Here is a 12,039-nt window from a genome sequence, read left to right as displayed (position 1 = left end):
GTATCTCCCTTGTCTCAGACTGTTTCGATTTACGAAATCCACGACGAACGCTTCAAGCAGATGATCGTGCCGAGCGCCGATCTGGACGAACTTTATAGCGGCTGCCGCTGGGCGGAAGGCCCGGTGTGGTTCGGTGACCAGAACTGCCTTTTGTGGAGTGACATTCCGAACCAGCGCATCCTGCGCTGGGTCCCAGATGGCGGCGTTTCAGTGTTCCGCCAGCCCTCCAATTTCTCCAACGGCAACACCCGTGATCGTAAAGGACGCCTCGTCACCTGCGAGCATGGCGGTCGCCGCGTCACCCGCACGGAACCAGATGGCAGCATCACTGTGCTGGCGGACAGCTATCAGGGCATGAAGCTCAATGCGCCTAACGACGTCATCGTGCGCTCGGATGGAACGATCTGGTTCACCGATCCGACCTACGGCATCATGGCCGATTACGAAGGCTATAAGGCTGAGCCGGAACAGCCGTCGCGCAATGTCTATCGCCTCGACCCGAAGACCGGCAATATCGATGCGGTCATAACTGACTTCCACCAGCCGAATGGTCTCGCCTTTTCACCGGACGAAACAAAACTCTACGTCGCCGACAGCGCCTATAGCCACAATGAGGATGCGCCCCGTCACATCCGCGTCTTCGACGTTGTGGATGGCGGTAAGCGCCTGACGGGCGGCACGGTTTTCTGCACCATCGACATGGGCCTGCCGGATGGTTTTCGTTTCGATACGGACGGGAACTTGTGGACCAGTGCTGGTGATGGTGTGCACTGCTTTTCGCCGGAAGGGGCGCTTCTCGGCAAGATCAGGACGCCGCAAACTGTCGCCAATGTGACCTTCGGCGGTCCGCGCCGCAATCGGCTGTTCATCACAGCAACGAAGTCGCTTTATGCGGTCTATCTCACAGTCACCGGCGCCCAATATCCTTGATAAAACAACGGCGGCTTTCCAAAACGAAAAGCCGCCGCTCTTTATAAGTATAATAATTCATTGAAAAAACTGCATTCGCCGCAAGTCGCATTCATGCGAACCTGCCAATAAGGTTTCTTTATTTAAAACGGATCTTCCCGGCCCAAAAACCGGGGCGACCCGCATATCAGAACCGTGAATGACGGAACAAATCAAAGAATGATCTCTTCTGTCCTTCAGCCTGCACTCAGCAAGAAAGGCCGCAGCCTTACAAGTGAATGCATGCCCTGATGCGCTGAGGTTGTATAGCGCAACCGTCAACGCGATGGAAACAGTTTGTCAACAAAACCACTCACATTACTGTGAGTAAACTCTGAAAAAGCTACAACTTTTCATGATGTTACCCGAAATCATCAATCTTAATATTAGTAATACCTATTTCATGATCCTATTTATTTCCCGTTTATTAGAAGTACCGCAGCAACCGAAACAATGACTTGCAGCCTGACCGATCATGCAGAATGTCTGAGTTCCAACGGGCGCTGGCCCGGAGCACGATAGCGGATGTGACAGCCGCTGATGCCCTGATATTCGACGTCGACATCGACACCGAAGACTTCGGCGATGCGCTCTGCCCGCAACACCTCTCGCGGTGTGCCGAGCGCGACGAGATTGCCCTTGTCCATCACCGCGATTCGGTCGCAGAACATCGCGGCATGGTTCAGGTCATGCAAGGCGGCCACGACTGTCAGTTTTTGGCGGCTGACAAGATCAAGCAACCCGATCTGGTGCCCGATATCGAGATGATTGGTCGGTTCGTCCAGAAGCAAAATCCGCGGCTCCTGCGCCAGGGCGCGCGCTATATGCAGGCGCTGTCGCTCTCCGCCGGAAAGCGTGTGCCAATAGCGGTCAGCCAGATGGACCATATCGACATTGACCAGCGCCTGATCAACAATTGCATCGTCTTCCGCCGACCATGGCGACAGGGCCCCAAGATAGGGCGTTCGCCCGAGTTCTACCGCCTGACGCGCCGTAATGCGCTCGGTTGTTCCTGCCTGTTGCTCGACCAGCGCCAGTTGGCGCGCAATCTCGCGACGACTAAAACTGTCGATGGATGCACCGCAGAGGTTCACTTCGCCAACGCGGCATCTACGAACACCGGAAAGCAAAGACAGAAAGCTGGTCTTTCCCGAACCATTCGGCCCTATGATGCCAAGAAACTCACCTTCCGCCACTTCCAGCGAAACATCGCGCAAGATTTCGACACTGCCCGCCGACCAGCCGATATTGCATGCTGAGAGGATCATGACGACGCCCTCCTTTGTCCAAGCAACAGGGCGAAGGCCGGCGCACCGAACAACGCCGTGATAACCCCGATCGGCAGAACCTGACCCGGAATAATGATACGCGACAGAATATCCGCAACGATCATGAAGATTGCTCCGATAAGGGCCGCCGCGGGCAACAACCTGCCGTGCCGAACTCCGACCACCATTCGCGCCGCATGGGGAATGACGAGGCCTATGAAGCCGACAGAGCCGACGATGGAAACCATGACCGCCGTCATCATGGCGCTGACGCCGATCAGCACCGCGTAGACGCGGCGCACCGGTATGCCGAGAGAAGCTGCGGATTCCGTTCCGAAGGTGAAGGCATCGAGCGCACGCGCATGCCACAGACAGATGGCAAGACCGATCAAACAGGCAGGCAAAGCGAGTGTTACGTCCGGCCAGCGCACGCCGGAAAGGTTGCCAAGGAGCCAGAACATGATACCGCGCGCCTGTTCGGCATTTGCTGCTTTGGTGACGATGAATGAAGTCAGCGCATTGAAAAGCTGCGAACCGGCAATACCCGCCAGAATGATAGCGCTGCTGCCTCGCCCCGCCCGCAGCGCCAGCAGGGACACGAGACAGAAAGCAACAATAGCGCCAATGAACGCACCCAGCGAGAGTGTCAGCACGCCAGCGCCGATGCCAAGAATGGCAACGGCGACGGCTCCAGTCGAAGCGCCGGCGGAAATGCCCAGAATGTAAGGATCGGCGAGCGAGTTTCGGAGCAGCGACTGCAGAATGACGCCGGATATTGCGAGAGACGCGCCGCAACATGCAGCGATAACCGCACGGCTGAGGCGATAGCTCCAGACAATCCCTTCATCGATGGGTTCGAGCGGATAACCGGCGTTCCACACCCGATTGGCTACGGTTTTCGCAACCACATCGAGCGGTATCGCCGTTTCGCCTATCGCCGCTCCAAGCCAAAGTGCAAGAAGAAGCAGGACAAGCGAAAAGGCCAGGAAGAACACGCCGGAGCGGGCCCTTCCCTTCTGTTTGAAGCCTGTTGTCGCTACCCGCGCCGTCACTTGTTCAGGCCCGAGGCGGCGATATCGGCTGCAAGTGTTTCGATGCCTTCGATCACGCGAAGCGACGTGCTCATCGACTGCGCATCCATGTCGAAGACATGTTTGTCCTTGACTGCTGGCATCAGCTTCGTCACCGCATCGTTCTCAAGAAACTGGTGCTTGACGGCGATATCGTCAGCCGGATAGCGGCGGCGATCCAGTTTTGCAGCAACGATCATCGAAGGGTTTGATTTTGCAATCGTTTCCCATCCAACCGTTGGCCATTCTTCTTCGCTGTTGATGACATTCCTGATGCCGAGTGCCGAAAGAATATAGGCGGGCGCGCCGAACTTGCCTGCGACGTAAGGATCGGCATCGACCTGCGTGCTGGAGAACCAGACAACGGCAGACAGCTTGCCGCCAGCAGACCCAATTTTTTCGCGCGCGGCCGCTTCGCGCGCCTTCAGGTCGGCGACGAGTTTCTCGCCGCGATCCTGCACATTGAAGATTTCCGCCAGTTCGGTGATTTCCTGATAGACGATATCCATCTTGAAGGCTGCCGTACGAACACCGTCGCCACCGCCGGAATTGTCCTTGCCGACACAATCGGAAGGCGATGTATAGGCCGGAATGCCCAGTTCCTCGAATTGTTCAGGCTTCGCAACAATGCCGGTCGGCCCGACATGCCACTGGAAATCCGCCGTCACGATATCCGGCTTCTGCGCCAGAACGCTTTCGAAGCTCGGATCGTTATCGGCGAGCCGCTTTACCTTGGCATTCACCTCCTCAAACCCTTTGAGAACAGGTCCGAACCACACTGCCGTGCCGACGACCTTGTCGCCGAGACCAAGGCTGTAGAGAATTTCTGCGCTGCTCTGGCCAACCGCAACCGCGCGGCTCGGTGCCTGCTTGAAGGTAACGTCACGGCCGCAATTTTTCAGCGTCAGCGGATATTGCGTTTCTGCTGCCTGTGCAGCCAAACCGCCTGCGAGAAACGCAACCGCACAGAGGGCGGCGCGAAACGGCATCTTGCCGAGAATATTCATGAAAGTCCCCGAAATGATGAGAAAAAGACGCCCTGTCAGCTGGCGGAAAAAATCCGATACGGAAGACGGACAGGCATATCCGGGGACATGTCGAAATCATGCGATGACGATGGAAGGATGCGTCCTGCGACGCGGAAATCTGTCATAACCGGCTCCTGTTCCGGGCATCCCCGCCCGTGACAATGGACAACACTAAACGGCAGGTCTCCTGGCTCACGAATATCTGCTGTTCATCTGCCTTCCCGCGCTTCTCCGGCACAGTGGCATGACGCTTTCAACGTCACGAGGATGAACGGCAATCCGCTTACAGTTGCGGGGGCAGCCACGGTCTTGGCCCCTTTTCGGGTCGTCCTCACCGTGTTCCCTATTAATCCCCTTCGCTCTCGGTCGGGGAACCGTCGTTACACTATTACGTTGACCCGATGTCGCCGTCAAGCAGGTCTCGATGGCTATTTCCAACGCACGGTTTTCAAGCGATTCGAAAGCCCGTTATTTAAATTGCGGCCAAACTATCGTCGCATGCGCTGGCCTATTGAATTTGTTTTCGCTAATCTCCATGTAGTTTTCTCCCGCTAGAGGAGCGGGACTTTGGGGAGGTCCGCCGGGAGGCCGCATACATTCTATCTGGGAGGACATATGCGTAGATTTATTCTGGCCCTGACGTCGGTAGCGGCGTTGGCTATGGCAGGCTCTGCTTCCGCAGAAGACTACAAGGTGCTGGCGCCTGCGGCTCCAGGCGGCGGCTGGGACCAGACGGCGCGCACGATGCAGAGCGCGCTTCAGGACGAAAAGATTTCCGGCAGCGTGCAGGTCATCAACGTTCCGGGCGCTGGTGGCACTATCGGCCTTGCCCAGTTCGTGAACCAGAACAAGGGCGACCCGAGCCAACTCATCGTCGGTGGCTATGTCATGGTCGGCGCTATCCTGACCAACAAATCGCCGGTTACGCTCGACGCCATCACGCCGATTGCACGCCTCACCGGTGAATATGAAGCCATCGTCGTGCCTGCTTCTTCCGACATCCAGAACCTTGGCGACCTTGCGGCAAAGCTGAAGGCTGATCCAGGCTCCGTTTCGTGGGGCGGCGGTTCTGCGGGCGGCACCGATCACATCACCGCTGGCCTCTTTGCCAAGGCAGCAGGCGTCGACCCGACCAAGGTCAATTACATCGCCTTCTCGGGCGGCGGCGAAGCACTGGCAGCCATTCTCGGCAATCAGGTAACCGTCGGCATTTCCGGCTATGGCGAATTCGACGCCCAGATCAAAGCCGGTACGCTGCGCATCATTGGCATTTCGAGCGACGAGCGCGTGGAAGGCATCGACGCACCGACCTTCAAGGAAGGTGGCGTGGACGTTTCTATCCAGAACTGGCGCATGGTGGCCGCTGCTCCCGGCATCACTGCCGAACAGGAAGCTGCTATCAATGCCGATATCGAGAAAATGGTGAAGTCGGAATCCTGGCAGAAGGCTCTGAAAGACAAGGGCTGGGCGGATACTTATCTCGCCGGCCCGGCGTTCAAGGAGCAGCTTGCCAAGGACGTCGCTGCGACTGAAACCATCCTCAAGGAAATCGGCCTCGTCAAATGACAGGAACAGAACCGCAGGAAAAGCGCCGCCCGGAAGGGGCGGCGCCAGATTTCGCCGCTCTTGTCATCGCCCTTGTTCTTGCCGCTGTCGCCATCGCCATTGCCTGGTCGACAACCTATGGAAACGACGTGACGAGCTACTCGCCGGTCGGCCCGAAAACCGTTCCCTATGTCGTCGCAGCCGGATTGTTCGGCCTTGCCATCTGGACCGTATTCGAGGCGCTTCGCGGTGATTTTCCAGAGCGAGAGCATCAGGAGATCGCCCCGATGGCATGGATCATCGGCGGTCTGGCCATCCAGATGCTGACGATGAAGACTGTCGGCTTTTCCTTGTCCACCGGCCTGCTTTTCGCAGCAACCGCACGTGGCTTCGGCTATCGCAAATTCTGGATCAGCGTTCCCGTCGGCATCGTCTTCGCCTTCGTGATCTGGTTCATCTTTGCACGCGGCCTGCAGCTATCGCTGCCGTCCGGCTGGCTCGAACAATTCGTTTAGAGCATTCCCAGTTTTGACTGAAACATTGGAAATGCTCTAAGTCCTTGTTTTGTCGCATTATCCTACGCAAAACCGCTTCGCATTTTTGCTGGAAATGCTTTAAAGGCTCAGTGCCATCATGGATACTGTCGCACTTCTCGCCAACGGACTTCTGGTGGCGCTTGAACCATCGAACCTTCTTTACGCGCTGATCGGTGTCACGCTCGGCACCGCCGTCGGTGTTTTGCCCGGCATTGGCCCGGCGCTGACCGTCGCGCTCCTTCTGCCCGTTACCTACAAGCTGGACCCGTCCGGCTCCCTCATCATGTTCGCGGGCATTTATTACGGCGGCATGTATGGCGGGTCGACCACATCGATCCTGCTGAATACGCCGGGAGAAAGCGCCTCCATCGTCACCGCATTGGAGGGCAACAAGATGGCCCGGGCCGGGCGTGGCGGACCAGCGCTTGCAACGGCGGCCATCGGCTCGTTCATCGCAGGCCTGCTCGCCACACTGGCGCTTGCCTTTGTCGCACCATGGGTCGTGAAATTCGCCCTGTCCTTCGGACCGTCCGAATATTTCGCGCTCATGCTTCTGGCCTTCATGACGGTCTCGGCAGCATTCGGCGATTCCACGCTTCGCGGATTGACGTCCCTGTTCATCGGACTGGCGCTCGGCCTGATCGGCATCGATCAGCTGACGGGTCAGGCACGTCTCGTCATGGGAACGCCGAACCTGCTCGACGGGATCAATGTCACGACATTGGCGGTGGCGCTGTTCGCCATCGGTGAAACCCTTGCGGTCGTGTCGAAGAAGCTTCGACCAGAGGATGAAGTCATCGCGGTCAAGGGTTCCGTCTGGATGACCAAGAATGACTGGAAACGCTCATGGATGCCGTGGTTGCGCGGCACCGCCATCGGCTTTCCAATCGGAGCCATGCCAGCAGGCGGCGCCGACGTGTCGAGCTTCCTTTCCTATTCAGCGGAACGGCAGTTCTCGAAACATCCGGAAGAATTCGGCAAAGGCGCTATCGAAGGCGTTGCGGGACCGGAGGCCGCCAATAACGCTTCGGCTGCGGGCACCCTCGTGCCGCTTCTGACGCTCGGCCTGCCAACCACGGCGACGGCAGCAATCATGCTTGCCGGTTTTCAGCAGTTCGGCCTGCAGCCCGGCCCTCTCCTGTTCGTGACCAATGCCACGCTGGTATGGGGTCTGGTGGCGAGCCTTCTCGTGGCCAATCTGATGCTGCTGGTTCTCAACCTGCCGCTGATCGGCCTGTGGGTGAAGATGCTCACCATCCCGCGCCACTGGCTCTATGCAGGCATTCTGGTTTTCGCAACGCTTGGAACAATCGGTGCGAATGCCTCCACTTCGATGCTGTTCGGCCTGCCGGTTTCATTCGAGCTCGGCCTGCTTCTGGCATTCGGTGTGCTGGGCTACGTGCTGCGGCGCTTCTCATATCCCATCGCGCCGGTTGTTGTTGGCCTGATCCTCGGGCCAATGGCAGAAAAGAGCCTGCGTCAGGCATTGCAGATCAGTCAGGGCAACCCGATGGCTCTGGTGCATTCCTGGGTATCGATCGTGCTGATCGCACTGGCGATTGCAGCAGTCGTTGTGCCGATGATCATGCGCCAGCGCGGCAAGGGTGCCCTGCTGAGCCAGATGGCAACGGACGAAGACTAAAAACAAAAGCCCCGGAAACCCGGGGCTTTTTTACTCAGATACACATACGCTTACTTGATTGCTCAACCCTGAATACGACGGAACTGGTCAACGTCGATACCAAGCGTCTCAAGGTCCTGGGCAGTAGGCTTCTGACCAGCGCGCACAGCAGCAGAAGCACGAATGGCGCTGCCGAATTGCGCGAATGCACGACCGAACCGATTATTGAAGCGGGTAAACATTTTTCTCTCCATCACGGACACTTCATTGGTCCGTGCCCATGAGATGGGGATCGCACTGACAACTTAGAAGATCGGCATTTGCATGCCAGCCATGCAGTTTCCGCATATTCCTTTCCGCTCAACTTGATCGCGATCAATGCCTTTGGCTCGCTGGCTTGCGAAGCTCTTTTCAACAAAGGAAGGAGCTAAAGAATGTCGAACACCCCCCATACACTTGGAGAAGAGTTTCCCGGCCAGCTCGACGCCATTCACGCATTGAAGGCAAAGGATGCGCATTTTGCCCGCATTCTGGAAGAATACGATTCCGTCAATGACCGCATCCACCGCGCTGAAACGAAGATTGCGCCAGTAAGCCAGGAAGAAGAAACAAACCTGCGCAAACAGCGCCTTGCCCTGAAGGACAGCATCGCCGAAGCGCTCGCCGACGCTTGATCCGTCACTCCGGCAAACTGTTGGCTCGGTAACCGCTCAGGAGGTTTTGTCCTCGACTTTGCTGTTGTCCGGGCCAACCGAGTTTTCCATCCTGCCCACCACGACCAGAACCGTGACGGCAATCAACGTCGCCATGATTGCGATATGCCAGAGGCCCAGACCACTGGCGAGCCCCACTGAGGCTGCAAGCCACATGCCGGCGCCGGTCGTGATGCCGGTTATTTTTCCGCGTGCGAAGATGATGAACCCCGCCGCCAGAAAGGCGACCCCGCTGGTGATTGCTTCAACGAGCCGCGAAGGGTCCATCCGGATATTCTGATCGTTGAATACCGGCACATTGACCAGTTCCAGCGAAACAATCGTGAAGGTAGCGGAGGCGAGACAGACGAGCATATGGGTTTTCAACCCGGCCGGTCGCCGACGCCATTCCCGCTCCAGACCGATAATGGAACCGAGCAGTGTTGCCAGCAGCATCCGCGCCAGAACCACCGGCAAACTGATTACATTCTCATGCGTAAATTCAGCCCAGAATTGTTCCATGCTTCACAACGGGCACCATTGGGTTTGGTTCCGCTATAGACGAATGTACCAACGACGCGCACTCGCAAGCAAACGATCATTTCGCCGACGCCGGTGGGACCGATTCCGTCGTGGCGGGTGGCAGGGAGTTCTCGCCATTGGGCGTATTCTCATCGGGAGAAATAACGGTGCCGTAGATTTCGACCAGCACCCACACGACCAGTGCCGCCGCGATACTGACCAGCAGCACGATGAGAACGGGCTTGCCTTCGCGCCCCTGCCTTGCCTCAGTCGGGTTGACCTGTTTCATGGATCAAATCCTCCTGTTGGTTTCAGCGGTATAAGATTTGCCGCTACAGACCTAATGGCAGGGTAGGCTATTGGTTCCAATTAAAGCATCGAGCGCGCTACCGCATTCCTGCAATTCGCGTTAAACTGTTGTTTTTATGAATTTTTCTCAGAGCTACGAATCAGCGTTTTATCGCTGATTTAAACTCGCAACGATTATATGAGAGACAATGGTACGGTCGGTTGGTATCTAACGGACATTCTCTTCATTGTTTTTATTATATAATTTTCATTACACATCCGAAAATGTAGCACGATTTGTTACACAATTGATTGCACGGTTTGTAGCACGTTGATGTACGTCTTTATAGCATATTGACTGCAATCAAAAATGAGAACAAAATAGGAACATCTGTAGAAAACAGGAGAACACTATGAACGCTCTTGTCCAAAGCTATGACGCCGAGATCGAGGAAGTCCTCGCCTATCATGGCGGAGATGTGCACGCGGCCATTGAGGCGCTTTTGAAAGACCGCGACTTCCTCGTTCGCGAAGTCGAACTCTCGCGGCTCGCCGTTACCCATGGCCAGCCGATCGACCTGTTTAAGAGGGCAGCCTAATGAAAACGTTCCAGGTTGCCCTCCCCGAATCTTACGCTTTGAAGTTTGCGCGTCGCGAGGTGCATCGTGATGCTGATCGGCTCGGCGCCAGATTGCCTCATCGCATGGCCCGCAAGTCAGGAATTGATTTCTGCGTATTCAGTTTCCCTACTGAAAAGTGCATGAGCGCTTTCATGCGTCGGCATGGCGGCAAGCCTTTTGGCGACGGCATTTGGCAGAAGACAGTCGTTAGTTGAGCGTGACAAAACACAGGAAATCCACAGACAATTCACTGAATTTCCACAGCTTCAAGATCGCAATTGACTCTCACCTCGGATGAGAACATTTTAGGAACATCAGCGGGCGGCGCTGATGAAATCCAGACATGCTTGGTGGCGTGTGTGTCTGCTTCAATGGAGCAGAACAATGAATGCGGTCGCACAGGAAAATGAATACGACGATGAAATTGAATTGGTTCTCGCCTATCACAAGGGCGATGTGCGGGCTGCGATAGAAACACTGCTCAAGGATCGGGATTTTCTCGTCAAAGAGATCGCTATAGCCAGCATGGCTGTCAGCCATGGTTATACTCGAGGCTGGAAGCCTACGGTGTTCGTGAAATGAGCGGGAGATCACGCGATGAGCCGCCAAAGACGCTCATCAATAAGCACTATCCGTTTCAGGTCGTGCTTTTCTTGACTGATGAACTGCGCATAAGGCTTTTGGAAGTGATTGCGGACGAACATCGGCTCGGCGCCTATCGCCTGCATGGCTGCTTATATCATGAGGGCCATTACTTCTCGATTGTGAAATTCCCGGCCAAGGAAGGCCAGCAAGAGTTCATCCAGCTATATGGCGGGGCTCCCTATGACCCAACGGACAAGAAATCCAGGCCGTGGGAGACGTATTTTGATCGATGAAACCGCGACCGCCTTACCTGACCGAAATGCCGGTATCGACCCGGATCATGGACCTGTTCAAATGGTACGAGCTATACGGGTTCTGTTGCCAGTGCGGGCACATCGGATCGATTGATAGAGAGATGCTTTTACGAAAATACGGAACGCATACCTGGTTTGTCGACCTACACAGGCGCATGCGCTGCAAAGTCTGCTCGACAAAGGGGTATGCGCAGTTTGGAATTACGAAAATGCCGAGGTGATTAATGGCCGCGTACAAGAACGATAATGCACACGTGGCGAAGGCTGGAAAGCTGTTTGAGCACTGGTGTGATGCCAAAGGCTGTAAGGAGTGGGGAACCTTTGGCTATAAATTGTCGAATGGCCAGCTTTGGCTTTGCCGCGCTCATAAGCAGCAAGGCGAGGATGCTCTCACTGGACGGCGTAAATAAGCCGACACACACACTTGCTTTAAAAAGCGATCTCGATGAACGAAAGAGGCATCTATGGCCAATACCACACTAATCGTCATGGCAGGACTGCCAGGCTCAGGGAAGAGCACTGTAGCAAACGCACTTGCCAGAAGGCTGACGGCACCTGTCCTCTCGATTGACCCGATCGAAGCCGCCATGTGGAGGTCTCAAATTTCACGCCAAATGACAGGAATTGCTGCTTACGAAATTGCCGCTGCCATTGCGGAAGAAAACCTCAAGATCGGCATAAGTGTGATTATTGACGCGGTGAATCCAGTAAAGGCTGCCAGGTCAACATGGGTCCAGCTTTCCGAACGCCAAAACGTTAGGTTACAGTTTATAGAGTGCTCATGTTCAGATATCTCAGTGCACCGCCAACGTATCGAAGCTCGTGTCCGCAATATCCCTGGTATGCCTGAAATATCGTGGTCGCGAGTGGAGGAGCGTAAAGCCGAATATGAACAGTGGGACTTTGATCACGTGACATTCGATACTGCATCCAAGTCGCCAAGTGAGATCGTTGCTGACTTGCTACAGATGTTTGAATAGTTCTTGTTTTGGCATGATTAGA

General features: G+C 55.8%; 16 protein-coding genes and 1 riboswitch. Of the genes, 10 read left to right on the top strand and 6 right to left on the bottom strand.

The window, feature by feature from the left end:
• Nucleotides 1–60 precede the first annotated feature (60 nt).
• Nucleotides 61–930 carry an SMP-30/gluconolactonase/LRE family protein gene (locus OHI65_RS07400; protein ID WP_125301231.1) on the top strand — a complete coding sequence of 290 codons (870 nt, stop codon included), beginning with the start codon at nt 61–63 and terminating at the stop codon, nt 928–930.
• Nucleotides 931–1,421: 491 nt separating this feature from the next.
• Here the strand turns inward: OHI65_RS07400 and OHI65_RS07395 are convergent, their stop codons facing one another.
• From OHI65_RS07395 to OHI65_RS07385, 3 genes are read right to left on the bottom strand one after another with little or no spacing between them, the layout of a single operon-like run.
• Entirely contained in the window at nt 1,422–2,216 is a 795-nt protein-coding gene (locus OHI65_RS07395; protein WP_094515618.1) for an ABC transporter ATP-binding protein, read from the bottom strand.
• Nucleotides 2,213–3,268: a FecCD family ABC transporter permease gene (locus OHI65_RS07390; protein WP_125301199.1), complete on the bottom strand. Its 1,056-nt coding sequence runs from the start codon at nt 3,266–3,268 to the stop codon at nt 2,213–2,215. The genes OHI65_RS07395 and OHI65_RS07390 overlap by 4 nt, the downstream gene beginning before the upstream one ends.
• A complete protein-coding gene (locus tag OHI65_RS07385; protein WP_125301201.1) occupies nt 3,265–4,293 on the bottom strand; it encodes an ABC transporter substrate-binding protein in 1,029 nt (342 codons plus the stop codon). Before OHI65_RS07385 ends, OHI65_RS07390 begins: the two co-directional genes overlap by 4 nt.
• A gap of 180 nt (nt 4,294–4,473) precedes the next feature.
• Nucleotides 4,474–4,708: riboswitch (cobalamin riboswitch) on the bottom strand.
• Between the two features lie 221 nt (nt 4,709–4,929).
• On the opposite strand from OHI65_RS07385, the gene OHI65_RS07380 reads away from it, so the two are divergent.
• The 3 genes from OHI65_RS07380 to OHI65_RS07370 all read left to right on the top strand — a co-directional run bounded on the left by OHI65_RS07380 (nt 4,930) and on the right by OHI65_RS07370 (nt 8,037).
• A complete protein-coding gene (locus OHI65_RS07380) occupies nt 4,930–5,880 on the top strand; it encodes a Bug family tripartite tricarboxylate transporter substrate binding protein (protein ID WP_010659102.1) in 951 nt (316 codons plus the stop codon).
• Nucleotides 5,877–6,374, top strand: a complete 498-nt coding sequence (locus tag OHI65_RS07375; RefSeq protein ID WP_010659103.1) for a tripartite tricarboxylate transporter TctB family protein — start codon at nt 5,877–5,879, stop codon at nt 6,372–6,374. Before OHI65_RS07380 ends, OHI65_RS07375 begins: the two co-directional genes overlap by 4 nt.
• 118 nt (nt 6,375–6,492) lie before the next feature.
• Nucleotides 6,493–8,037: a tripartite tricarboxylate transporter permease gene (locus tag OHI65_RS07370; RefSeq protein WP_010659104.1), complete on the top strand. Its 1,545-nt coding sequence runs from the start codon at nt 6,493–6,495 to the stop codon at nt 8,035–8,037.
• Nucleotides 8,038–8,099: 62 nt separating this feature from the next.
• On the opposite strand, the gene OHI65_RS07365 is transcribed toward OHI65_RS07370, so the two are convergent.
• Nucleotides 8,100–8,258, bottom strand: coding sequence for a hypothetical protein (locus tag OHI65_RS07365; protein WP_167387152.1), 159 nt, complete (start codon nt 8,256–8,258; stop codon nt 8,100–8,102).
• 192 nt (nt 8,259–8,450) lie between these two features.
• On the opposite strand from OHI65_RS07365, the gene OHI65_RS07360 reads away from it, so the two are divergent.
• Nucleotides 8,451–8,690 carry a YdcH family protein gene (locus tag OHI65_RS07360; RefSeq protein ID WP_010659106.1) on the top strand — a complete coding sequence of 80 codons (240 nt, stop codon included), beginning with the start codon at nt 8,451–8,453 and terminating at the stop codon, nt 8,688–8,690.
• Between the two features lie 36 nt (nt 8,691–8,726).
• Here the strand turns inward: OHI65_RS07360 and OHI65_RS07355 are convergent, their stop codons facing one another.
• Nucleotides 8,727–9,230: an MgtC/SapB family protein gene (locus tag OHI65_RS07355; protein ID WP_010659107.1), complete on the bottom strand. Its 504-nt coding sequence runs from the start codon at nt 9,228–9,230 to the stop codon at nt 8,727–8,729.
• 76 nt (nt 9,231–9,306) lie between these two features.
• Nucleotides 9,307–9,519 (bottom strand): hypothetical protein, encoded by a 213-nt coding sequence (locus OHI65_RS07350; protein WP_010659108.1) that lies wholly within the window; start codon nt 9,517–9,519, stop codon nt 9,307–9,309.
• Nucleotides 9,520–9,931: 412 nt separating this feature from the next.
• Between OHI65_RS07350 and OHI65_RS07345 the strand changes: the two genes are divergently transcribed.
• The 5 genes from OHI65_RS07345 to OHI65_RS07325 all read left to right on the top strand — a co-directional run bounded on the left by OHI65_RS07345 (nt 9,932) and on the right by OHI65_RS07325 (nt 12,017).
• Complete coding sequence (locus OHI65_RS07345; RefSeq protein ID WP_264358627.1) at nt 9,932–10,117, top strand: CUE domain-containing protein; 186 nt, start codon at nt 9,932–9,934, stop codon at nt 10,115–10,117.
• Nucleotides 10,117–10,353 carry a hypothetical protein gene (locus OHI65_RS07340; RefSeq protein WP_151664924.1) on the top strand — a complete coding sequence of 79 codons (237 nt, stop codon included), beginning with the start codon at nt 10,117–10,119 and terminating at the stop codon, nt 10,351–10,353. Before OHI65_RS07345 ends, OHI65_RS07340 begins: the two co-directional genes overlap by 1 nt.
• A 169-nt stretch (nt 10,354–10,522) precedes the next feature.
• A complete protein-coding gene (locus OHI65_RS07335) occupies nt 10,523–10,720 on the top strand; it encodes a CUE domain-containing protein (RefSeq protein ID WP_264358626.1) in 198 nt (65 codons plus the stop codon).
• Nucleotides 10,721–10,791: 71 nt separating this feature from the next.
• Nucleotides 10,792–11,016: a hypothetical protein gene (locus OHI65_RS07330; protein ID WP_264358625.1), complete on the top strand. Its 225-nt coding sequence runs from the start codon at nt 10,792–10,794 to the stop codon at nt 11,014–11,016.
• A gap of 485 nt (nt 11,017–11,501) precedes the next feature.
• Nucleotides 11,502–12,017, top strand: a complete 516-nt coding sequence (locus tag OHI65_RS07325; RefSeq protein WP_264358624.1) for an AAA family ATPase — start codon at nt 11,502–11,504, stop codon at nt 12,015–12,017.
• Nucleotides 12,018–12,039: the final 22 nt, after the last annotated feature.

The organism is Brucella sp. MAB-22 (assembly GCF_025908475.1).
GTDB classification, from domain to species: Bacteria; Pseudomonadota; Alphaproteobacteria; order Rhizobiales; family Rhizobiaceae; genus Brucella; species Brucella anthropi.
This window is presented reverse-complemented; position numbering and strand designations above follow the sequence as displayed.